At 34.7% G+C, this 22,429-nt stretch carries 20 protein-coding genes; 2 read left to right on the top strand and 18 right to left on the bottom strand.

All coding sequences use genetic code 11. The annotated features are described in order from the left end of the window. Positions 1–81: 81 nt before the first annotated feature. From EHC72_RS17365 to map, 10 genes are all read right to left on the bottom strand, one after another. Positions 82–897 carry an energy transducer TonB gene (locus tag EHC72_RS17365; RefSeq protein ID WP_131538982.1) on the bottom strand — a complete coding sequence of 272 codons (816 nt, stop codon included), beginning with the start codon at positions 895–897 and terminating at the stop codon, positions 82–84. A gap of 95 nt (positions 898–992) precedes the next feature. Beyond that, complete coding sequence (locus tag EHC72_RS17360) at positions 993–1,394, bottom strand: ExbD/TolR family protein (RefSeq protein ID WP_131538981.1); 402 nt, start codon at positions 1,392–1,394, stop codon at positions 993–995. Further along, a complete protein-coding gene (locus EHC72_RS17355; RefSeq protein ID WP_131538980.1) occupies positions 1,394–2,101 on the bottom strand; it encodes a MotA/TolQ/ExbB proton channel family protein in 708 nt (235 codons plus the stop codon). Before EHC72_RS17355 ends, EHC72_RS17360 begins: the two co-directional genes overlap by 1 nt. Continuing rightward, the gene (locus tag EHC72_RS17350) at positions 2,101–3,561 is read right to left on the bottom strand and encodes an HU domain-containing protein (RefSeq protein ID WP_131538979.1); all 1,461 of its coding nucleotides are present in this window, start codon (positions 3,559–3,561) and stop codon (positions 2,101–2,103) included. Before EHC72_RS17350 ends, EHC72_RS17355 begins: the two co-directional genes overlap by 1 nt. Before the next feature lie 233 nt (positions 3,562–3,794). After that, positions 3,795–4,304, bottom strand: coding sequence for a GNAT family N-acetyltransferase (locus tag EHC72_RS17345; RefSeq protein WP_131538978.1), 510 nt, complete (start codon positions 4,302–4,304; stop codon positions 3,795–3,797). A 130-nt stretch (positions 4,305–4,434) separates the two neighbouring features. Beyond that, positions 4,435–6,102, bottom strand: coding sequence for a porin family protein (locus EHC72_RS17340; protein WP_246029455.1), 1,668 nt, complete (start codon positions 6,100–6,102; stop codon positions 4,435–4,437). A gap of 34 nt (positions 6,103–6,136) precedes the next feature. Further along, positions 6,137–9,160: a tetratricopeptide repeat protein gene (locus EHC72_RS17335; protein ID WP_131538976.1), complete on the bottom strand. Its 3,024-nt coding sequence runs from the start codon at positions 9,158–9,160 to the stop codon at positions 6,137–6,139. Between the two features lie 213 nt (positions 9,161–9,373). Further along, positions 9,374–10,303, bottom strand: coding sequence for an aspartate carbamoyltransferase catalytic subunit (locus EHC72_RS17330; RefSeq protein ID WP_109932580.1), 930 nt, complete (start codon positions 10,301–10,303; stop codon positions 9,374–9,376). Between the two features lie 8 nt (positions 10,304–10,311). Next, positions 10,312–10,857, bottom strand: a complete 546-nt coding sequence (pyrR, locus tag EHC72_RS17325) for a bifunctional pyr operon transcriptional regulator/uracil phosphoribosyltransferase PyrR (protein WP_131538975.1) — start codon at positions 10,855–10,857, stop codon at positions 10,312–10,314. Positions 10,858–10,927: 70 nt separating this feature from the next. Continuing rightward, positions 10,928–11,692 carry a type I methionyl aminopeptidase gene (gene map, locus EHC72_RS17320; RefSeq protein WP_131538974.1) on the bottom strand — a complete coding sequence of 255 codons (765 nt, stop codon included), beginning with the start codon at positions 11,690–11,692 and terminating at the stop codon, positions 10,928–10,930. Positions 11,693–11,763: 71 nt separating this feature from the next. Here map and EHC72_RS17315 point away from each other — a divergent pair, with 71 nt between their 5' ends. Further along, positions 11,764–12,165, top strand: a complete 402-nt coding sequence (locus tag EHC72_RS17315) for a thiol-disulfide oxidoreductase DCC family protein (protein WP_233167019.1) — start codon at positions 11,764–11,766, stop codon at positions 12,163–12,165. A gap of 1 nt (position 12,166) precedes the next feature. Here EHC72_RS17315 and EHC72_RS17310 read toward each other — a convergent pair whose 3' ends face one another. The 3 genes from EHC72_RS17310 to EHC72_RS17300 form a co-directional block, all read right to left on the bottom strand. After that, a complete protein-coding gene (locus EHC72_RS17310) occupies positions 12,167–12,364 on the bottom strand; it encodes a hypothetical protein (protein ID WP_131538972.1) in 198 nt (65 codons plus the stop codon). Between the two features lie 121 nt (positions 12,365–12,485). After that, positions 12,486–12,860 carry a DUF779 domain-containing protein gene (locus EHC72_RS17305; RefSeq protein WP_131538971.1) on the bottom strand — a complete coding sequence of 125 codons (375 nt, stop codon included), beginning with the start codon at positions 12,858–12,860 and terminating at the stop codon, positions 12,486–12,488. Between the two features lie 66 nt (positions 12,861–12,926). Then, entirely contained in the window at positions 12,927–14,432 is a 1,506-nt protein-coding gene (locus EHC72_RS17300) for an aldehyde dehydrogenase family protein (protein WP_131538970.1), read from the bottom strand. A gap of 220 nt (positions 14,433–14,652) precedes the next feature. Between EHC72_RS17300 and EHC72_RS17295 the strand changes: the two genes are divergently transcribed. Continuing rightward, on the top strand, positions 14,653–15,576 hold the full coding sequence (locus EHC72_RS17295; protein WP_246029454.1) for an AraC family transcriptional regulator: 924 nt from the start codon (positions 14,653–14,655) through the stop codon (positions 15,574–15,576). Between the two features lie 16 nt (positions 15,577–15,592). Here the strand turns inward: EHC72_RS17295 and EHC72_RS17290 are convergent, their stop codons facing one another. The 5 genes from EHC72_RS17290 to cmk all read right to left on the bottom strand — a co-directional run bounded on the left by EHC72_RS17290 (position 15,593) and on the right by cmk (position 22,320). Then, on the bottom strand, positions 15,593–17,236 hold the full coding sequence (locus EHC72_RS17290) for a beta-N-acetylhexosaminidase (protein WP_246029453.1): 1,644 nt from the start codon (positions 17,234–17,236) through the stop codon (positions 15,593–15,595). Between the two features lie 447 nt (positions 17,237–17,683). Continuing rightward, a complete protein-coding gene (gene rpsA / locus EHC72_RS17285) occupies positions 17,684–19,618 on the bottom strand; it encodes a 30S ribosomal protein S1 (RefSeq protein WP_131538969.1) in 1,935 nt (644 codons plus the stop codon). Positions 19,619–19,866: 248 nt separating this feature from the next. Continuing rightward, positions 19,867–20,583: an SH3 domain-containing protein gene (locus tag EHC72_RS17280; protein ID WP_165585857.1), complete on the bottom strand. Its 717-nt coding sequence runs from the start codon at positions 20,581–20,583 to the stop codon at positions 19,867–19,869. Positions 20,584–20,737: 154 nt separating this feature from the next. Beyond that, entirely contained in the window at positions 20,738–21,565 is an 828-nt protein-coding gene (locus EHC72_RS17275; protein WP_131538967.1) for a 3-keto-disaccharide hydrolase, read from the bottom strand. 68 nt (positions 21,566–21,633) lie between these two features. Continuing rightward, the gene (gene cmk / locus EHC72_RS17270; protein ID WP_131538966.1) at positions 21,634–22,320 is read right to left on the bottom strand and encodes a (d)CMP kinase; all 687 of its coding nucleotides are present in this window, start codon (positions 22,318–22,320) and stop codon (positions 21,634–21,636) included. Positions 22,321–22,429: the final 109 nt, after the last annotated feature.

Below are 22,429 nucleotides of genomic sequence, written 5' to 3'. Positions count from 1 at the left end.
CCAAACTAAAGATATAGAAATAAAAAAAGTTGCCTGATTTTTTTCAGACAACTTTATAAAGATTTTGAATCTATAATTGAGTTATTTAACTTTAAAATTAAAAACTACAACTCCTGTTTGGTTATCGCCACCTACTTCTGATTTACTCAGTGAAGATTTTAATATGGCTTGAATACATTTATTTACCAATTCAGTATCGGTAATTGTCGAACCTCTTAATTCCTGATTTGCCCTTGTAATATCTCCAGCTTTGTTAAAATAAATTCTGATCGCAATTTTTCCAGTTTTTTGACCATCATCCTGTGGAATTACAAGATTAGAAAACTGGCGTAAAGCAATTGGTTTATTTCCAAATCCCGAGCCACCTTCACCATAATTATTAGCTAAAGGATCTCCATTAACAGAACCCTGGTTGCCAGGCGTATTTCCAGTTCCATCGCCGCCACCCTGTCCGGTACTCTTTTTCCCTTTATATAAGGCATTTTGGTTAATTACTGGTTTTGAAGGTTTTTCTTCAGTTGCAGTAGTTGGAGTAGTGGTTTTTACTTTGGTTGGTTTGGTATTTACTGCAAGAGCATCTTCCGTGCTTTGTGTTTGTATTTCTTTGTCGCTTGATTCTACTGAAGTTGTAGGCGTAACCTTTTCTTCAGGCACAACCTTATCTGGTACTTTATTATTGGCATTAGGATCAGCCGATGGCTCCTCGATACTCGTATAGTCATCGCCCATACCAGTTTCTGCAGTACCATAATTTACAACCATGCCACCCATTCCTAATTCTTCTGGAGGTTGGAAAGATCCAATTACGATAAAAAAACTAATGGCAAGCAGAAAAACCATTATCCCTGTAGAAATGGCTATCGCTTTTGGGTAGTTATTTTCCTCTTTGTAAGTCATTTTATTAATAAGTGAATGATTAAATTTTGAATGAGTGAGTGAATTTTGAATAAACATTCTATCATTCAAAATTTAATCATTTTATAATTCTATCATTATTTCTTAGGCTCAACAGCTAAAACAAGTTTTAATTTTAGTTTGTTTGCTACATCGTAGGCAACCATAATGTTTTCTGCAGGCACATTTTTAGCTACATACAAAATGATAGTCATATCTGGTGCCAATTTTTGAAAAGCTTCTATAGCAGGCTGTAACTGATCTACAGTTGTTGGTTTTTTATCTACGAAATATTTTAAATTTTCATCTATCGTTACTGTAACTGCTTTTTTAGCTGTAGATTGTTGTCCGCTTGATGATTGTGGCAATAACAATTTAACAACCTGCGGATTTACCACCGCTGAGGCGAGCAGGAAAAACAGCATCAGGAAGAACATAATATCGTTTAATGCCGATGTATGTACTTCTACACTTCCTTTTGTTCTTTTTCTTAAATTCATTATTTACCTGGTTCTTCTAATAAATCAATAAAGTCAATTGCATCAGTTTCCATTTTAAGAATGATTTTTTCTACCATAATATTTAAAATGTGGTATAAAACATAGGCGATAATACCAATGATTAATCCCGTAGCCGAAGTAATCATTTTTGTATATAAACCACCAGAAATAGTTCCAATTTCGATAGCACCTTTAATAGATACCTGATGGAAAATGGTAATTACCCCAACAATTGTACCCACGAAACCAAGCATTGGCGCAATACCAGCAACAATTCCTAAAATACTAATGTTTTTTTCAAGCTTTGAAACTTCTAGTTTACCTACATTTTCAATTGCACCTTCAATATCTTTAATAGGACGACCAATACGTTTTAAACCTTTTTGCAACATACGCGAAAGCGGGGAGTTGTTATTTCTTAAAAGAGCCATGGCACCATCAAGGTTACCCGATTGAATATATTGTCTGATTTGAACCATTAAATTAGATTCATCTTTAGTCGATTTTCTAATGGTTAAATAACGTTCAACAAAAATAATTAAAGCTAAGAAGGCTAAAAAAGCCAATGGGATCATTACCCAGCCGCCTTTGAAAAGTAAATCAATAAAATGAAGTTCTGGAGCTGGCTGACTTAAATTAGAATTAGCGGCATTTAATGTGTCTTGTAATGCTTTTGAAGTGTCTTGAATGGTTAATAGTGTAATCATTATTGTGTGTGGTTTATCTGTTGTGTGTAAAGTCCTACAATTTTTGTTTTCTCTGCTAAAATTTGTTTTTGAGCGTTGGCCTCCGCTTCAGTTTTAAATGATGCCAAACTTACCTTAATCAATTTGCCTGGCATAGCATCAATAATTTTAGCATCTATCCCGTACTTTTTCATTGATTGAACAAATTGCTCAGCTCTTTTCTTTGTTTTTACTGAGGTTCCAATAACTTCAAACGTAACCATACCTGCATTTGGTATAGGTGCTGGGGCAGATACTGGAGTTTTAATCTTTTTTACAGTATCTGTTTTTACAGTTTTTGCTGCATTTACCTGATTAGCTTTTAAAATGCTGTCGGTTTTTGCAATAGAATCCTGTTTAAATTTAGCACTGTCTACAGCAACTTTATTGCTATCAACAGGTGCAATCGTTTTCGTTTCTACTGCTTTGTTTTGTCCAAATAGTTCTGGTTTAACATAATATGTAACAGCGGCGATAACGACTAGAATAACAATAGCAATTAAGATTTTTACCCATGTTGCCATGCGTTTTTCAGCATATTCAGGGTCTATTGGGTCGTGACCAAAACGGTTTGGATGTTCGGCATGTTGCTCCTTTATAAACTCTGGCGCTTCATGAACAACTTCTTCCTCTTTTTGAAGATCATCATGTAAATTAATATACGTTTTAGAAACTTCTACTTCAGCAGGAGTTTCTTCTACGCTGTTTTCAATAATTTCATCGCTTGGCGCCGGAACGTGAACTTCTTCCGATTCGGGTTTTTGGCCGAAACGATCGGGATGTTCTTCATGTTGCTCCTTAACAGATTCGGGAACTTCAATTTCATGTTCAACGGGAGTTTCCGAATGTTTTAAAGTGTTTTTTAAATCATCATTAACTTCATCCAGTTCTACATTTTCAATCTGTGGAAGTATTTGTTCAGTTTTATCTTTATTAGGCAGCTCTTTTACCACAGGCGCTTCGTCTATTTCTTCATAAATTTCGTCTTCTGTTAAGGCTTTAAAAGGTAAATCAGCAGGTTTTGACGCTTCTGTATCAGTTTCCGCAAGTGATGGAAGTCCAAAAAATTCTGATCCGTAGTTGATGTTTTTTTCAGCTTCAAAACTTAAACCATCGTGCTCTGTATAAAATAAGCGACCGAGGTTTTCCAGGTTTGCTTCATGCTCTAGTTCAAGTTTCTTGTTGGTTTCTTCAACAAACTGATCAATATAATATTGTGCGCTTTCAACAGAAATATTTCTCTTTGATGAAATAAAAGTCGCTAATGCATTTTCTCCTTTAACCTCATGGGTAAATTGAAGGGCATATGCTGGTGGTAAAAACGATTGTTTTTCTTTATCGTATCTGCCTGGAAATTTCTTTTTATAAAAAGTGCCCAAGCCGGTAATACCAACTTCTTTGCTTTGTTGCAAAAGTTCTAAAAGGTATGATAAGATATCCATTCCGGTAAAATTAAGCGTTTTAAATTACAACTCTGCGTTTAGACAATATAAAACGCTATTTTATATTAATATTTTTAAAATGAGGGCAAATATTTCTAGCCATTAAACTGTTTAAATGATTAATATACTTCATTTTTGTACAATTTCAAATATTGATCTCCAAAGATAAAATTTATTTCAGGCTGTTTGTTTAATCACAATATCTAAAGTAATTAAGCAAAGCGATACCAGCCTCAAACTGTTTTTTCCATCACGATAAGGTCTATTGGTTGCTTTGGATCTCCGAATCGTCCCTCTGTGTTTAACGGTATAATTTCGCCTGTAAAAGAATAACCACGACGCTCATACCAACTGATTAACTCTTTACGGGTTTTTATAACCGTCATGGTAATGGTATGGCAATTTAGCTGTTTTGCAACAATTTCTGCTTCTTCAATTAATGCCCTCCCAATGCCTCCGCCTTGCAATGTTGGCGATACACTAAACATGCCCAAGTATAATTTTGGCGTTTTCACTTCCAAATAAACCGAACCAATAATTTTTGCGTTATCATCTGTATATTTTAAAATAGTGATGTTCTCATTTTTCAAATATTCAGTTAAAGTTTCTATATCTATTCGGATACCTTCGATGAGATCGGCTTCTGTAGTCCAACCTTTTTTGGATTCTTCGCCACGATAGGCACTATTAACGAGTTTATTTAGTTCGTGGATATCTGCAAGTGTGGCTTTTGTAATCGGCATAAAAATGGGTTAAAATGCAAATTTAAGATTTAGTTGCAATTTTCGTAGTCACAAAAAAGCCAATCCTCAAACTGAAGACTGGCCTTTTTAAAAATGGAAGATCGCTTTGCTATTCTTCCTTGCAATAAGATTAAAACGAGTAGCTTACTCCGCCGAAAACGTTTATACCATTTACTTGATAATATAAATATCTGCTGTAATTTTTGTTTAAAAGGTTGTTAGCTTTTGCAAAAACCGAGAATTTGTTGTTGATGCGATATTCTGCACCTAAGCCTAAATCTACATAACCTTTAACGTTTACTATAGATTCTATCGCTGGGTTTGGTACAATATATTGGCCAGCAGGAACCGGGTTAGCTGTATAAATTTTTGCTTTTACATCATCTTGAATAACGACTGCCGCGTTAAAGCTTAATTTTTTATTATAGGTATAGGCAAAGTTTGAGCTTACTTTTAAACCTGGCTTAAACCAACTGTAAGTTTCAGCAGCAGGTTTATAATCGTCTACATTTAACTTACCAGTCCATTTTAACGCATCACTTACCTGAACAGAAATTTCGCCTTCTAAACCTGTTACTTTAGTTTTTCCGAAATCGTAGATTACATCAAACTTATTAAAATCAGTAAAGTTGTTTACAAATAATGGCATATCATCAATCTGTTTGATGTAGAAACGGGCTTTATAACCAAAACCTGGTCCGCCTGTACCTTTAATACCCGCACTAATGCTTAATTTTTCAACTGTGTTTTTAATATTGATATTATTATTTAACCATGGGTTTTCATCTGTAAAGTTTTTTAATGAGTTTCTACTAACATCACCTTTAACCTCTCCAAATACTTGTAGATAATCAGGAATTAGGGTGAAATCTGCAGTAACAGCAGGGAAAATTCTTGAACTGCTATAAGCACCAAATTCCTGTACAAAGTTAATGCCTGCAGTAATTTTTGCACCTTTAACTTGTAGGCGGATGTAAGGATTTAAACGTAATAAGTTGTTTCCAACACTGGTCAGGGCATCTTTAGTGTTTCCAAATTCAGTTGATGCCGCAAGACCAAGATTTAAAGAACTAATGCGTTTATTTAAGTATCCGTTTAAAGTAATGTAGTTTTCTTTTGCGCTATATTTATCGTTCCAAATGTAGCCATTAGCTTTAACCGCATAACTTAGAGCATCCTCATCTTCTGTAAAGTTTTTAACCAATTCGCCTTCTGCTTCAAACATATTGAATGCTTGTCTTTCTGGATTAGGATTTAAAGTAGGGCGGGCATCATCAATACCATAAAAATAAAGACCATTACGCTCAAAGTTAACACGCCCGCTAACTGTATTTTGATCTAAAATACTACGACCAAATACACTTAATTGCTGGCTGTTGCTGTTTTGCTTATTCAGCTTACCTTCCTGGCTAAAGTGTTTAAAGTAACCACCTACCTGCATACCCTCATCTTTACCCAAATTGATATAAACTTCGCCCAATAGCGTTCCTAAGTTACCAAAACCGCCTTTTACGTAGTTGTTAATTAATTCAGTTTGTTTTTCATCGGCAAGTTGTTGTGCCTGCAACTTTTTAATGTCGCTATTTAGCTCCAGCTTTCTATCCGTAATACTGTAGTTAAGTTTAGCCTTATAGATTTTAACATCGTTTAAATCCGGACTTCTTCTCAATTTAACTGCTTCTGCTAAAATTGGTTTGTAAGGACGAACAACTTCAATTTCTTCGTTTACTGTTGATTTTTCCTCTGTTTTTTTCTCCTGTGCCTGAACGGTCAACATTCCGGCGGCTAAAAAAAACATAGAACTATATATATATTTAATCGACTTCATAATTCTACTTCTTCTGGTTAAGTTTTTCAAGTTTCTGTTTGGCTGTTGGGATAATATCATCCTTGCCATCGTAATTATCAATAATGCTAAGAAGCGTGCTTTTTGCCTGCAAATTATCTTTTAATGCCACATAGTTATCTGATAGTAGAATGAACGATTTGGCAACCCAATAATCATAAGAAGGCATGTTATTTATTATATCGAAACAGGTTTTTGAAGATGTTTTGAAATCACCTTTTGTATATTCCAGCAAAGCCAGATTGTATTTAGCTTCTGCTGCTGCAACAGTTTTAGTGCTTGCTACCACATTTTTAAATTCTTTAACAGCGCTTGTTGTATCACCTTTTAATAAATAGGCCTTACCAGAAAACAAACCAGAACTATTTTTCTCCTCTTGAGAGGCTTTTTCTGATTCTTTAGTTAGCGCTGCATATTTTAGCATATCATCAGGCAGGTTTAAAGCTGTATAGGCTTTTAACAAATTGTTGATGGCATACCCGTAATGCGATTTGTAATCGGTTGTGGTTTCTAATCTTTTTAAGTAAACAATGGCTTCGTTATATTTCTTCTGATCCAGAAAAACCTGAGAAATACTTAATAACGAACGCTCCGTATAATCGCTTGTCCAATCGTTTAAAATAAACTCATAATCGGCAATAGCTTGATCTGGGCGTTTTAATTTTACTAAGGATTCTGCACGGATAAATTTAGCTTCCTTCTCGTGGATAGCTTTTGGAAATTTATCGAAATAAGCATTAACCGCTAATAAAGCACCATTTGCATCACCTTTTAAGTATAAGTTATTTGCAGCGCTGAAAACGATATTATCTTGCTCTGCATTTGAATAATTACCAAGCGGGGTAGTACCAGCGTAAGCAATAAATCCATTTGCATCACCACGATCTACATAAATATTTTTAATAGATTCTAAAGCTTGCTTAGCCTCATCAGCACTTGGGTAATCCTGAATTACTTTTTTGAAAGAAGCTAAAGCGGCATCGTCCTGATCTTGATTATATTGAACTAAACCAATAGTAACCAAAGCTTTTGGAACATAACTGCTGTGTGGGTATTTGCCTACCAATTCAACTAAATCAGATTTAGATTTATCAAAATCACCTTTATTAAAGTAAGTATAAGCGGTTTCGAAACCAGCATCATCAGCATAATTAGAATTAGGAAACTGTTTTAACAAACTTTGCATCGTTGCAATTTTAGTGTCGTACTGGTTTTCTAATCCCTGGATCATTCCTTTTTGGAATAGGGCATAATCTTCTGCGGTAGTTTTGCGATTGATGATTTTGTTATAATTTGCCATTGCATCACCATAGTTCTTATTTACAAAGTAAGAATCGGCTAAACGAATGGTTGCATCATCAATTGTTTTCTGGTCTTTATCATTTCCTGATAAGAACTTTTCGAAATAGTTTGCGGCTTTACTGTATTTTTCATCTTCAAAAGCTGCATAGGCTAAGGCGTAGTTAGCAAAATTATAAACACCCGTTTTATCTGCATCAGGCATTTTTAAAAACTTCTCGAAGGTAGAAACTGCTTCACCATATTTACGCAATTCGTACATTGATTCGGCCTTCCAATACATGCTTAAAGCACTGATTTCGTTATCCTCAGGGAATTTCTCTGAGCGAAGAAACATTGATAAAGCATTCGGGAATGCTCTTTCGTTGTAAAATTCAAGACCACGGAAATAAGTTACTTTTTGAAAAGCTTCTCTTGCTTCTAAAGTTTTATTCGGGATAGGTTCTAAAATATCAACAGCTGCCTGGTAATTTTTGGTGGTTAATAATACCTCACCCAATAAAGTTTTGGCTTCGTTTATCTTTTTAGAGTTAGGGAATTGTTTAAGGAAATTTTGCGTAGCATCTAATGCTTGCTGGTGAAACTCCAACTCATAACTTAACTTGGCATAATTTAACCAAGCATCTTCTTGTATGGCTTTATCAAAATCTAAACGTGAAGCTCTGAAAAACGCACTTTGGGCTTTTTGTTTATTTCCTAATTGAATAAATGCTTTCCCTAAGGTGTACATGCCGTTTTGCAGGTAAATATCATCAGAGTTAAGTTTCTCTAAAACCGCAACAGATTCCTTGTACTTTTTATTCTGAAATAAGGAGTATCCGTACTGGTAAATAAATAGGTTATTTTTTGTTTCGCTCTGATCTTTAGCATAAAACTCAGCGAAATATTTCTCTGCATTTTTAAATTCTGATTTTGCAAAGTAAGATGCTGCAACTAAACTCAACATTTCAGGCTCAAACTGTTGCTTAGTTTTTTGCATCGCAGGAATAGCATAGCTGATTACATCATCATAACGCTCATCCAAATAATACATCGAAGTGATGTAATAAGGATAACTAGCTTCATAAGTTGGCGAACCTTTTAATTTTTCAAAGTTTGCTAAAGCGGTTTTATATTCCTTATTCAAATAATTGATGTAAGCGAAGTAGTAAGTTGCACTTTCTTGAAAATCGCCACTTTCTTTTTTAACTTTTTCAAATAATGGTTCTGCTTTATCGTAGTCCTTTAATTCAAAATAAGCGTAGCCCTGCTTAAATTGATATTCTAAGCGTTGCTTACCAGAAAGGGTAGAAGGATCAGTTTTTTCGAACCATTCCAGCGCCTTTTTATAGTTTTTTTGGTTGAAATAAGTTTTTCCAACATAAAAATAAGCAAGTTTAGTGTTCGGGTTCAAAGGATAATCACGAATAAAAGCTTGAAATAGGCTTTCAGCGTCACTATTGGTTAATTCTAAAGCACAAACTGCAGCATAGAATTTTGCATTCTCTTTTAGTAACGACAATTCAGCATTGCTTTCTGATTGCGTTGAGGGTTTAAAGCGTTGCAGTTCAACTAATTTAAATTGTTGAGCGGCTGCAGTGTATTTTTCTTTGTCTAATAATTCTAACCCGGATTGATAGTTTTTATTGAGGCTTTGCACTGCGCTTATCTGCGCATAACTGCTAAAACTTCCTGCTAAAAGTAGCGGAATTAGTAAATATTTTTTTTGCATCGGTTTCAAATATGGTTGGTACTAAATTATAAATAGTATCAAAGCTTATCAACATAAGTAATTAACATCTGTTGATAACACAACTTTAACGAAGGGATTTTGGAATTGGTATTAAGTCTGTTCGAATGTGGAAAAAAGAAGGAAATTAGTTAATTGTTTAAATTGGTTAACTGCTTTTGCAATTAACAAAACCTAATTTAAACAATTCACTTATTATCCTTGGCTCGCTAGTAAATAAAGTACAGCCATTCTTACGGCTACACCATTTTCTACTTGCTCTAAAATGATAGATTGCTTGCTATCCGCTACATCACTGGTAATTTCTACGCCTCTATTTATTGGGCCAGGGTGCATTACAATGATTTCTTTGTCAAGGTTATCAAGAATTTGCTTATTTAAGCCATACATCATGGCATATTCTCTAAGAGATGGAAAATATTTAATATCCTGACGCTCCAACTGTATACGAAGCATATTTGCCACGTCGCACCAGTTTAATGCTTTAATTAAGTTATGTTCAACTTTTACTCCAAGTTGATGGATGTGTTTAGGGATCAACGTGGTAGGTCCACAAACCATTACTTCGGCACCCAAACGTTGCAAGCAAAGAATGTTAGAAATGGCTACCCTTGAGTGAAGAATATCACCAACAATAACTACTTTTTTACCTGCTACATCACCTAGTTTCTGGCGGATTGAAAACGCATCTAACAAAGCTTGTGTAGGGTGTTCATGTGCACCATCGCCAGCATTTACAATTTGCGCTTTTACGTGTTTGCTTAAAAACTGACCAGCACCTGCGTAAGGATGGCGCATAACCACCATATCCACCTTCATGGATAAAATATTGTTTACGGTATCAATCAGAGTTTCGCCTTTACTTACAGAAGATGATGAAGCAGCGAAATTAACTACATCGGCGGATAGTCTTTTTTCGGCAAGCTCAAAGGAAAGTTTTGTGCGGGTAGAGTTTTCGAAGAAAATATTGGCAATCGTAATATCACGAAGAGAAGGCACTTTTTTAATAGGCCTGTTTATCACTTCCTTGAAATTATCTGCAGTTTCGAAAATTAATTCGATATCATTCCGGTTAATATCTTTAATACCTAAAAGATGTCGGGTTGATAGTTTGTCTGCTGCCATTTTTTCTGCTATTGCTTATCTGATAATAATAAAACCTTGTCTTCACCTTCTTCATTTGCCCAACTTACTTTTACCTGTTGAGAGTTTAAGCTATCTACCTGATGACCGATATAATCTGGCTCAATAGGTAGATGACGGCTAAATCTGCGGTCGATTAAAACCAACAATTCAACTTTCTCTGGTCGCCCATAAGCCAATAAAGCATCAAGTGCTGCCCTAATTGTTCTTCCGGTCCAAAGTACATCGTCAATTAAAATTACTTTTTTGCCTTCAATTATAAAGTCTATAGAGTTGCTGCTGGCAGTAACCAAACCATCTTTTCTTCTAAAGTCATCTCTAAAAAAAGTAATATCAAGGTTGCCCTTTAATATTTTCTTATTCTTTAAAATCGACTGAAGTTCAGTTTGAATTCGATCCGCCAAAAAGATTCCTCTTGGCTGAATGCCAACTAAAACGGTATTCGCGAAATCGTCATGGTTTTCAATTAATTGATGGCAAAGCCTCTTAATTGTAATCTGAATTTTTTGTCCGTCAAGAAGTGTTTTCTTTTGCATTGAAGAAGGATTGGGCAAATATAGAAAAATGTTTTAAGGTTGGAAACTTGAATTTGAAATTTGATGAATGTTAAGCCCAAATATCATTTTCAGCAGTTAAAATAATAGGTTTATCGCCTGTTACCATAATAGTATGTTCGTGTTGCGCCACGTAGCCACCTTTATTTCCAGTTAGCGTCCATCCGTCATTTTCGGTTTCGGCAATGCTCGAAGCTGTTGAAATAAAAGTTTCAACGGCAACGGTTGTATTTTTTCTAAATCTATCGTGATTATATCTGTCGTAATAATTGGCAATATCGTGGGGTGCCTCATGCAAGCTTCTACCAACGCCATGCCCTGTTAGGTTTTTAATTACACGGAAACCTGATTTTCTGGCTTCAGTTTCTATTAATCTTCCAATTTCAGCAATACGAACGCCACCTTTAATGTTGTTAATCGCTTTTTTAAGAATCTCCTTAGAAGCGTTAACTAATATATTGTGCTGATGTAAATCTTGACCTAATACAAATGAACCACCATTATCCGACCAAAAGCCATTTAATTCCGCAGATACATCAACGTTGACCAAATCACCTTCTTTTAAAATTTTCTTATCCGTTGGAATTCCATGTGCAATCTCATTATTTACACTAATGCATGTCCAACCAGGAAAATTATAAGTTAAGCGAGGGGCAGACTTTGCGCCTAAATCATTCAGAATTTCACCACCAAAATCATCAAGTTGTTTAGTCGACATACCGGGCTTTGCGAAATTGCGCATTTCTTTTAGTGTATAAGCAACGGCTTTGCTTACCAATTGCATGCCGATTAATTCTTCTTCTGTAGTGATTGACATAAGTTTTAATTTTAGTGCGAAGATAGGGTTTTAGAGATTAAACTAATAAATTAGCTAACTTTATGACGGTTATGTCGCAGAATCCGGTAATTTTCTTTGATGGTGTTTGCAACCTTTGCAATGCCTCGGTTCAGTTTGCAATTGCACATGATAAAAATAATTATTTTAAATTTAGCGCCCTGCAGGGAGATTATGCGAAGACCGTTTTGCCAGCATTTAATGTCGATCTCAACAAAATAAATTCAATATTACTGGTAGAGAATAATAAACTTTATACAAAGTCTTCAGCTGCTTTAAGAATTGCTAAAAACCTAAATGGATTATTCCCTTTATTATATGGATTTATAATTGTTCCTAAGTTTATAAGAGATTGGTTTTATGACATTATTGCCCGAAACCGATATAAATGGTGGGGGAAACAGGAGAGTTGTTGGGTGCCAACTCCAGCATTAAAAAATAAATTTTATAGTTAATTTATTGTGTGTCTTTTCTACGTGGCGACCATAACCAAAGCGAAAGAACGATAAGCGGAATTAAAATACTTAAGGCGATAACAATCAATATTGGCCTTTGCCCTGCAACATCTGCATCGTTAGTTGTAAATATTCTTATGGTTTCTTTTAATGCGCCTAATGTAATAATGGTACATAAAATCGCTAAAACTTTCCTCATGATTATAATTTTGGCAAAGATTGGATTAATTTTTAAAATAAAATAAACCTTTAGCTTGTACCTGAAAAAAAAAATCAGCTGGATTATTTTCCAACTGATTTAATTTAAGTTTAAAAATAAATTATTCTGCAATTTTAACTGGTTCAAGATCTTTTAATTCATCTGTTGTAAAAAGACGGTAATGAATTTTAAAAGTTTTTTGAAGTGGTGTTTCAAGGGAAAACCCGCCAACGCCAAAACCATCGAGTACATCAAGGTTAAAGTGCGAAAATTTCCAGTATTCGAAAAGGTCACGATCTACCCAAAATTCACAGCCTTCAACCTCTCCAATACAAACATCACGCATTCTTAAATAGTAACCACCTTTTTCAAAACATTGAGGTTGGGTGCCTTCACAACAACCACCTGCCTGATAAAACATTAGTTCACCATGTTTTTCTTTAAGTAAGGCAATAAGTTCTTTTGCTTTATCCGTACTGTTTATTCTACTAACCATAATATGAATTTTATTAGTCAACTAAAAGGGCGCATTATATTAACATGCGCCCATAATTAATGTTTCCTAAAAGAATCCCAATTTATTTTTGTCGTAAGAAATTAACATATTTTTAGTTTGGCGATAATGGCCTAACATCATTTTATGATTTTCGCGACCTACACCAGATTGTTTATAACCACCAAAAGGTGCGCCTGCAGGATAAGAATGATATTGGTTTACCCAAACACGACCGGCCTGAATAGCTCTTGGCACTTGGTACAGTTCGTGTGCATCACGTGTCCATACGCCAGCACCTAATCCATATAGCGTGTCGTTGGCAATTTCAATAGCTTCTTCAACAGTTTTAAAGGTGGTAACGGCTAGCACTGGTCCAAAAATCTCCTCCTGGAAGATTCTCATTTTATTATGCCCTTTAAAAATTGTTGGTTTAATATAGTAGCCAGTTCCAAGTTCGCCTTCAAGCGTATTTACATCGCCGCCGGTTAAAACTTCTGCACCTTCCTCTTTACCTAATTTAATGTAAGCGGCTATTTTCTCATACTGAATTTTAGATGCCTGCGCCCCCATCATCACTGTTCTATCTAAAGGGCTACCTATTTTAATGGCTTCGGTTCTTTCAATTACTTTAGCAATAAATTTATCGTAAATATCTTCCTGCACTAAAAGTCTTGAAGGGCAAGTACAGATTTCGCCTTGGTTTAAGGCAAACATAACGGCACCTTCTACGGCTTTATCTAAAAAGGCATCATCTTCTGCCATTACAGAACTGAAAAAGATATTTGGCGATTTCCCACCTAATTCTAACGTTACTGGAATAATATTTTCAGTTGCATATTGCATTACTAATCTTCCGGTGGGCGTAGAACCAGTAAATGCAGCCTTTGATATTTTTGGATTGGTAACTAAAGCACGACCAAGCTCTGCACCAAACCCGTTAACAACGTTTACAACACCTGGAGGAAGTAAATCTCCAATTAATTCCATCAATACCATGATTGAAATTGGCGTACTTTCTGCAGGCTTTAAAACCACGCAATTTCCGGCGGCAAGGGCAGGAGCCAACTTCCAGATTCCCATTAATAAAGGGAAATTCCAAGGGATAATCTGTGCAACAACACCAATTGGTTCGTGTACAATTAATGAAACGGTATTTTGATCTAGCTCAGAAAGAGAACCTTCTTCTGCACGAATTACGCCAGCAAAATACCTGAAGTGGTCTACGCCCAAAGGCAAATCTGCAGCAAGTGTTTCTCTTACTGCTTTTCCATTATCAATAGTTTCTACTGTAGCCAAATATTCTAAATTATCTTCCATACGCTGGGCAATTTTATTTAGAATAATGCTCCTTTCTGTTGATGAGGTTTTGCTCCAGGTTTTAAAAGCCTCGTGAGCAGCATCAACAGCAAGCTCTAAATCTTCTTTGGTAGAATGTGCCGCTTTCGTAAAGATTTTTCCATCAATTGGCGAAATATTATCGAAGTACGCACCCTTTACTGGCGGAACAAATTTACCTCCGATGTAATTATCGTAATGTGGTTTAAATGACGGTTTTGCAATTAAATTTTCCATAATTATTAATATTTTTAATTTAGAAAGTCTTATAAAACTGAGAGAATTGTTCTGTTGACTTTTGTGAAAAATGATTTGGTTAATACAAACCTACTCGCTTATAAAACTGTTGTGTAGTAAAATTGTAGCAATTGATAGCATTATTGTTTCATGGCGTGTAACAGTAATGAAATAAAGTTATATTTGAATTAGTCCTTTTTATCTAACCAATTTTAAATGTATGATGCACCATAAATTAGATCTGGTTAATCTGAGTCATGAATCAAGATTACAAACACTTATAGAAAACAGAACGGCGTATACGCTTGAGCGTTGCGAATTGAATGTTTTTGAAACTTATACGCAATCTTACAAAGTGCCCTTAACTTTTAATGATTTTGTGATTACCAGCATGTTGAGGGGTAAAAAGGTTATGCATCTTTTTGATAAAAAGGAATTTGACTATTTACCAGGTGAAACGGTTATTGTTCCGCCTGCTCAAACCATGAAAATTGATTTTCCGGAAGCAACTGATGCTAATCCCACACAGTGTATTGCGCTGGCAATAGATAATGATCAAATTAAACAAACTATTAGATATTTGAATGAATATTTCCCTAAAAGCACTTCTGGCGAACTTTGGACTTTAAATTACGACGAGTATCACTTTTATAATAATGAAGAAATTGCCTACTTAATTAATAAGGTAATTCGAATTTGTTCAGAAAAATCAACTGAAAAAGATGTGCTTGCCGATTTAACCTTAAAGGAGCTGCTGGTAAGAATTATGCAGACTCAAAATTTGATGACTACGCAGGCAGAAAGTAATAATCACAATCCACTGGCTTATGTGATTGGATATATCAAAGCTAATTTAAATGAGAAAATCAGTATAAATAGTTTGAGTGATAAAGCTTGTATGAGTAAGGCTACTTTTTATCGTTTATTTAAAAGAGAGCTCGGTATTAGTCCGAATGATTATATTTTAGCAGAGAAAATGAACAGAGCTAAGCAACTTTTAGCTAAACCAGGTGCAAAAATCAGCGCCATTAGTTATGAGCTTGGCTTTAGCGATTCTAATTATTTTATTCGTGCTTTTAAAAAATTAGTTGGCACTACACCTGGTTCATATCAAACACAGGTGCTCAATAACTTGGTTCATTAGTATTGAAATAATTTATTTAAAAGGAATCTGTTAAATATCTTTTACTATAGGTGATACCCATTAAATCGTAGCGTTTAAATTGTGTTTTTAGTCTTCTTTTAAAATCAACGTAGTTTCTTTTACTTTTCGGACTCCATAAAATTTCGCTCAAAGCATCTAATCTAGGGAAAAGCATGTATTGTACCTTTGCCGGGTTAGTGATGTATTCGCTCCATAAACAGCCCTGACCGCCCCAAATGTATTTTGCCTGTTCAGTGGTTAATTCTGCCGGTATAGGCTCATAATTATAAACATCAGCAATAGGCGATAATTTATTGGCCGTTAAGCTATCTTCTTTAACAAATTGTGCGTGGTTAAAATATAACTTCAACTCTGGTGTCATAATAGCCTTATGTTTTTGTTTTGCAGCTTCAATACCACCTTTTTCACCTTGCCAGCTCATTACAATAGCATTTGGAGCCAATCCACCTTGTAAAATTTCATTCCAGCCGATAATGGTTTTACCCTTACTATTTACATATTTTTCCATTCTTCTGATAAAGAAACTTTGTAAAGCACTTTCATCCTTTAAGTTATTGGATTTCATGATTTGTTGAGAAACAGGAGATTGTTTCCACCAGGTTTTTGCAGCTTCATCGCCACCAATGTGTATATACGGAGAAGGGAATAATTCCATTACCTCAGTTAAAACGTCTTCTAAAAAAGAGAAAGTTTTTTCGGTAGGTTGTAAAACATTATTAAACTTGTTAAATATGCCCCAAGTTTGCGCCACTTCATGTTTTTTATTAGGCTCGGTACCTAATTCTGGGTAAGCAGCCAACACAGCCATGTTGTGTGCAGGCATTTCAATTTCAGGAATAATAGTAATGTATCGATCTGAAGCATATTTAATAACCTCTTTAATTTCTTCCTGTGTATAAAAACCCCCATATCTTATTCCATCGTTGCCTGTGCCAGGGTATAAACCAATAATACTTCCGTTACGCCAGGCTCCAACCTCGGTTAGTTTAGGGTATTTCTTTATTTCTATTCGCCAGCCATGGTCATCGGTTAAATGCCAATGAAAATAATTCATTTTATGCATAGCCAAATAGTCGATGTATTGTTTTACAAAAGCAACATCAAAAAAATGTCGACTTACATCTAGGTGCATTCCTCGGTAATCGAAACGGGGATAATCTGTTATAAAAACTGCTGGGATTTGAACTGGAAATGCTTTATTAGAATAAGGTAGAAGTTGAATTATGGTTTGAATACCATAAAAAATTCCTTTAGAAGAAGATGACCATAACGCAATATACTTGCTGTTTGCTGAAAGTTCATATTTATTTAAATCTTCATCATAACCGCTACTAACACCAAGTTTGATTACGTTTACATTTTTTCTTTTCGCGTCATCACTTTCTTGCTCCAGGTCATATTTTAAATCCTTATCATATTTTAGTTCTATGTTATAGTTTTTTTTTATGTAATCTTTTAAAAACAAAGCACAATTTGCTAAAGAGTCTGCTGCTATAATCCGTGTTTGATCATTTATGGTAAATGGTGATTCTTTTGATTTTACTTCAACTTTTACGGGTTGCGGAATAATATTTACTTCCTGTGCAGAAAGATTGAAAGTAAGACCAAGTAAAAAAAGGAAAGTAAAAAATCTCATCATAATTAGATTGTTGTTGCCCTCAAAAGTAAGAAAAAAGCTAAGTCTTTGAAAACTAACAAAATTCTCGATTTATGATATTTATCCGCTCGCTGCGGAGGCTTTATTCTTTTGACAACAAAAAGAAACAAAAATTGCCGGATGAAAATTTTTTCTATTAAAGGAAGGAGGAAGGCTTTGACTGTGCAATCCGAAAAATTTATTAGGCCGGGGTTTAACGTGAAACGAAGAAATAGTACTTTGGCTTTGTTACAACAAGAAGAACTAGCCAAATAGTATAGTAGGAGTGGAAGCCGAAATTCGGAAAGATCATTTCAATATTCCTTTTTTCAAGCGGTTCCATGCATCAACTTTGTTCTGTGCTTTCAGTGTTTCTTTGTCAGAAAAATTGAGCACAAAAAAAATCCCGATAACTTTCGCTATCGGGATTAAATTATCAGTTAAAAAGAACTAGCCTTTTTTAGCTTTGCTTTCTTCGCCTTCTAATTGCGATTTCAATTGAGCTAATACGTCTAAGTCTCCTAAAGTAGATTTCTCTACAGAATCTTTAACTTTTTTAACAGCAGTTACAGCAGCTTTAGCTTCTTTTTTCTTAGTTGCTCTTTCTTCAGCAACAGCTTCAGCTTTAACCTCTTCCCAAATGCGGGCGTGAGATACTACAATGCGTTTTGCTTCTTTGTTGAATTCAATGATTTTGAAGTCATTGGTTTCTTCAGCTTTAACTGAAGTACCATCTTCTTTAACCATGTGTTTAGTTGGTACGAAACCTTCTACACCATATGGTAAAGCAATAACAGCACCTTTATCAGTTACTTTAACAACTGTTCCTTGGTGAACCGAATCTAAAGTGAAGATCGTTTCGAAAGTATCCCAAGGGTTTTCTTCTAATTGTTTGTGTCCTAAGCTTAATTTACGGTTATCAACATCTAATTCTAAAACAACTACGTCTAATACATCACCAACTTTAGTGAATTCGTTAGGGTGGTTAACTTTTTTAGACCATGATAAGTCAGAAATGTGGATTAAACCGTCGATACCTTCTTCAATTTCTACGAAAACACCAAAGTTTGTCATGTTTTTAACAACAGCTTTGTGTTTGCTTCCTACTGGGAATTTAGCAGCAACTTCTTGCCAAGGATCGTTAGATAATTGTTTAATACCTAAGCTCATTTTGCGCTCGTCTCTGTCTAAAGTTAAAACTTCAGCTTCGATCTCATCACCAACTTTTAAGAATTCTTGTGGATTTCTTAAGTTTTGTGACCAGCTCATTTCAGATACGTGGATTAAACCTTCAACACCTGGGATAATTTCTAAGAAAGCACCGTAATCTGCAACAGTTACGATTTTTCCTTTTACTTTAGAACCAACTTGAATGTCAGCACTTAAGTTTTCCCAAGGGTGTGGAGTTAATTGTTTTAATCCTAATGCGATACGTTTTTTCTCATCATCAAAATCTAAAACAACAACGTTGATTTTTTCATCTAATGATAATACTTCTTTTGGATGCTCTATGCGGCCCCAAGAAATATCAGTAATGTGAAGTAAACCATCAACACCACCTAAATCGATGAACACACCGAAATCAGTAATGTTTTTAACAGTACCTTCTAATACCTGTCCTTTTTCTAATTTAGAAACGATTTCTACTTTTTGTGATTCTAAATCGTCTTCAATTAACACTTTATGAGAAACTACAACGTTTTTAAACTCATGGTTAATTTTAACAACTTTGAATTCCATTGTTTTACCAACGTAAATATCGTAGTCACGGATAGGTTTAATATCAATTTGAGATCCTGGTAAGAAAGCCTCAACGCCCATGATATCAACAATTAAACCACCTTTAGTACGGCTTTTTACAAAACCATTGATGATTCTATCATTTTCAAGCGCCTCGTTAATAGCTTCCCATGATCTTTGAGTTTTAGCTCTTTTACGAGAAAGGATTAGCTGACCGTTAGCATCTTCTGGTGCTTCAACGAAAACGTCAACTGAATCGCCAATTTTAAGATCTGGTGTATCACGGAATTCTGAAGTAGAAACTAAACCGTCTGATTTGAAACCTACGTTTAATACTACATCTTTGTTGTTAATTGAAACAACGATACCGCTAATGATTTCACCTTTAGTGATCTGATTGAATGTTCCAGCATACATATCTTCAAACTTTTTACGGTCTGCATCATTGTAATTACCGAAAACTTTTTCATCTGCATCCCAGTCAAAATCTTCTGATGGTGTTGCTAATGATGATTTGATCGATTCGATCGATACTGAATCAGCTTCTGATTCAATAGTTTCTTTTTCAGTCAAGCGTCCGCCTGCATCCTGAAGTTCAGCTGTCTTAGCTGCTAGTTCTTTTTCTGCTACTTGTTTTTTAGCCATTAATTAATTATCTCCTTTTTTCCCTATTTAGGGACTGCAAAGGTAAAAATTTTTTAATTAATAGAAAAGATTTTTTTAATAAATGTTGCTGATTTTTAGCATATTATGAAACCTTAATTCCTCATTCTGTATTTATTTCAAAATTTAGGTCATGAAAACTAGGCTTGCATTATGTTGTTTTTCTTAATTATTTGAAAATGAACGTTTAATCGGCCCTCCATAACAAAGGCAAAGTTAAAATGATCTATTTACTTTTTAACGAAAGTACCTTTTGTAAAACCTTCACCAATTAAGGTGTTTTCATCTCTAATGAGTAATAAAATTGTATTTTGCTGTTGTTGTAATTTAATCATATCACCTTCAATTACATAATGCGCAGTAAATACAGAATCAACATAAATGTCTTTAACCACAACAGAATCCTTCGATTTAAAATCAAAACTTTGGTATTGCGCATCGGTATCGCCTGTGTAAGTTCCGGAAACCACTTTTTCTTTAATAAAAGTAATGTAGCAAAAATAGCCTGTTACGAGTACTACAAGAGTAGAAAAGGCTATTAAAATTCTGTTTTGTCTTAAATATTTAAATATAAAGAATAAGATAGTAACTAATATTAGAGCAACGATGCCGAAGAAAATAAGATTTGAATTATCTGTTACGGCTTTAGGAGTAGCAATATTTGCTGGTTTTACTACAGGTTTAGGGTGAACGGGGCTAACTCTTATTAAAAATTCTTTACTTACCCATCCCTCGCCATTGGTTAATTTTACTTTAAAGTACTTGGCATTTGCCGAATCGAGAACAGCTACATTTTCATTTTGTGGAATAAAACCTATGATTTTACTTTTTGGATCGTTTGTTTCCCTTACTCTTAACTTATCCGCTGTTACGCGGTACATATCTTGAGCATTTAAATGTATAGTGAGTGTAAGGAAAGCAATTAATAGGAAGAATATTCTTTTCATAATCATAGGTAAATAAGCATTAGTAATAGCCAATGCATGCAAAATTTAAAGTAGAATGCGAGTGTTTATCAGATGGCTCAAAAGTATGAAATACTTTCTATAAGGCTAAAGAAGATTAAAAAAAGAAACAATTAGAATTAAATATGTGTGACATTTATTCTTTTAAAATTTTCGCCAGTACGCCATTAAGTTTCATTTTATCTTTTGCGTAGGGCTCTAAGTTAAATAGTTGCACCGTTTTAAACTCGATAGGATGGCTTTCACTTTGCAAAGAAATATAGCCTCCGGTTAATGGTTTGCCGTCAACTTTTACTTTAGGGTCGTAATTTGCTACGTTTCCACCACCAATTTGCAGTTTGGTATATTCGAGTACTACTTCATGATTAATGATGTGTTTGATTACTGAATCGCCAAGGACTAAAAATTCTGCTGTAACCCATTGGTCGCCTGCATAAGTTTTAGATTTAGAATCAAGACAATGTGGCGTAAATAATTTGCCTTCATAGAAAATTTGTGTACCTGGCGTACACACATTACTTGTGTGGCGTTCATGTTCACCATCTCCGCCTAAAATTTGTCCTTCAATAGATATTGGGAAATCCTGGTCTTTCAACATTGTTTCGGGTGCTTGGCAATGAAGCATTGCACCGCTATTTCTTAATGCCCAGGCTTCGCCACCTTTGGCTTGCTCGCCAACAAAGCGATAAGTTACACGTAACAGATAATAAGAAAAAGGTTTTTTATAAAAAATGTGACCATACTGCTGGTCGAAATTTTGATAACCATCATAACTTACTTTTAACAAACCATTTTCTACCCGAAAAGTATTTGCAAAGTTTTCATTATAATTATGTTTAGAAATTTTGATGTTCCAGTCTTTTAAATCTTTTGCATTAAAAAGATTAATCCAGCCCTTTTGCGCTGAAGCATGACTCACATATAATAATGAAAGAATGGTAAATAGACATAGTTTAAATTTCATATTCAGAAGCTATGGTTAGCGCTTAAAAGTAAGAAATTAATTATACCAGTTCTAATTTCAGTAAAGGGTTATGCTGTTTTAATTAAAAAAGGCTCAACTCTATCTAATGCAAAAGCCAATTGTTCTTCTTGTGTAAGTTCGGTGTTATCTAAAATTATGGCATCATCGGCTCTAACCAAAGGGCTTTCTTTTCTAGTTGTATCGGCATAATCACGGTGAGCAAGATTTTCAAAAACTTCTTCTAATGTAGTTTCGTTATTGCCTTTGCTTTCTAGTTCTTTGAATCGGCGTTCTGCTCTGATTTTCGGGTCAGCTGTCATAAAAAACTTCACAGAAGCATCAGGAAACACTGTTGTACCAATATCGCGACCATCCATAACGATATTTTTAGATTTTCCCATTCTTTGTTGTTGTTTCACCATTTCATGGCGTACAATTTTATGGGCAGAAACCTCACTTACATTTTCTGAAACTGGCATTAAGCGAATTTCATCGGAAACTTCTTCGCCGTTGAGTGTGATATGAGATTCGTAATCACGAGAGTGAAAGTTCAATTCAATGTGTTGTAATGCATCTGTAACATTTGCATCATCAGCAATATTGATTTTATTTCTTAAAAAATATAGGGTAACAGCCCTGTACATGGCGCCGCTATCAACATAAATAAAACCTAGTTTTTTAGCCAAAGCTTTAGCCAAAGTGCTTTTTCCACAAGATGAATAGCCATCAATTGCTACTACTACATTTTTTCTCATCGTTTGCAAAGGTAAAAAAATAGAAAGGTATTGATGAATTTTTTGAGTGTATAAAGAAGAATTCTAAACAAGACTTAGCCGAAACATTACGCCAAACCAGCTGTTTTAA

The sequence above is a fragment of the Pedobacter nototheniae genome, assembly GCF_004335085.1.
Classification (GTDB): Bacteria; Bacteroidota; Bacteroidia; order Sphingobacteriales; family Sphingobacteriaceae; genus Pedobacter; species Pedobacter nototheniae.
This window is presented reverse-complemented; position numbering and strand designations above follow the sequence as displayed.

Coding starts and splice junctions, on each gene's coding strand:
- EHC72_RS17365 (WP_131538982.1), bottom strand. CDS start 897: ATGACTTACAAAGAGGAAAATAACTACCCAAAAGCGATAGCCATTTCT.
- EHC72_RS17360 (WP_131538981.1), bottom strand. CDS start 1,394: ATGAATTTAAGAAAAAGAACAAAAGGAAGTGTAGAAGTACATACATCG.
- EHC72_RS17355 (WP_131538980.1), bottom strand. CDS start 2,101: ATGATTACACTATTAACCATTCAAGACACTTCAAAAGCATTACAAGAC.
- EHC72_RS17350 (WP_131538979.1), bottom strand. CDS start 3,561: ATGGATATCTTATCATACCTTTTAGAACTTTTGCAACAAAGCAAAGAA.
- EHC72_RS17345 (WP_131538978.1), bottom strand. CDS start 4,304: ATGCCGATTACAAAAGCCACACTTGCAGATATCCACGAACTAAATAAA.
- EHC72_RS17340 (WP_246029455.1), bottom strand. CDS start 6,102: ATGTTTTTTTTAGCCGCCGGAATGTTGACCGTTCAGGCACAGGAGAAA.
- EHC72_RS17335 (WP_131538976.1), bottom strand. CDS start 9,160: ATGCAAAAAAAATATTTACTAATTCCGCTACTTTTAGCAGGAAGTTTT.
- EHC72_RS17330 (WP_109932580.1), bottom strand. CDS start 10,303: ATGGCAGCAGACAAACTATCAACCCGACATCTTTTAGGTATTAAAGAT.
- pyrR (WP_131538975.1), bottom strand. CDS start 10,857: ATGCAAAAGAAAACACTTCTTGACGGACAAAAAATTCAGATTACAATT.
- map (WP_131538974.1), bottom strand. CDS start 11,692: ATGTCAATCACTACAGAAGAAGAATTAATCGGCATGCAATTGGTAAGC.
- EHC72_RS17315 (WP_233167019.1), top strand. CDS start 11,764: ATGTCGCAGAATCCGGTAATTTTCTTTGATGGTGTTTGCAACCTTTGC.
- EHC72_RS17310 (WP_131538972.1), bottom strand. CDS start 12,364: ATGAGGAAAGTTTTAGCGATTTTATGTACCATTATTACATTAGGCGCA.
- EHC72_RS17305 (WP_131538971.1), bottom strand. CDS start 12,860: ATGGTTAGTAGAATAAACAGTACGGATAAAGCAAAAGAACTTATTGCC.
- EHC72_RS17300 (WP_131538970.1), bottom strand. CDS start 14,432: ATGGAAAATTTAATTGCAAAACCGTCATTTAAACCACATTACGATAAT.
- EHC72_RS17295 (WP_246029454.1), top strand. CDS start 14,653: ATGATGCACCATAAATTAGATCTGGTTAATCTGAGTCATGAATCAAGA.
- EHC72_RS17290 (WP_246029453.1), bottom strand. CDS start 17,236: ATGATGAGATTTTTTACTTTCCTTTTTTTACTTGGTCTTACTTTCAAT.
- rpsA (WP_131538969.1), bottom strand. CDS start 19,618: ATGGCTAAAAAACAAGTAGCAGAAAAAGAACTAGCAGCTAAGACAGCT.
- EHC72_RS17280 (WP_165585857.1), bottom strand. CDS start 20,583: ATGAAAAGAATATTCTTCCTATTAATTGCTTTCCTTACACTCACTATA.
- EHC72_RS17275 (WP_131538967.1), bottom strand. CDS start 21,565: ATGAAATTTAAACTATGTCTATTTACCATTCTTTCATTATTATATGTG.
- cmk (WP_131538966.1), bottom strand. CDS start 22,320: ATGAGAAAAAATGTAGTAGTAGCAATTGATGGCTATTCATCTTGTGGA.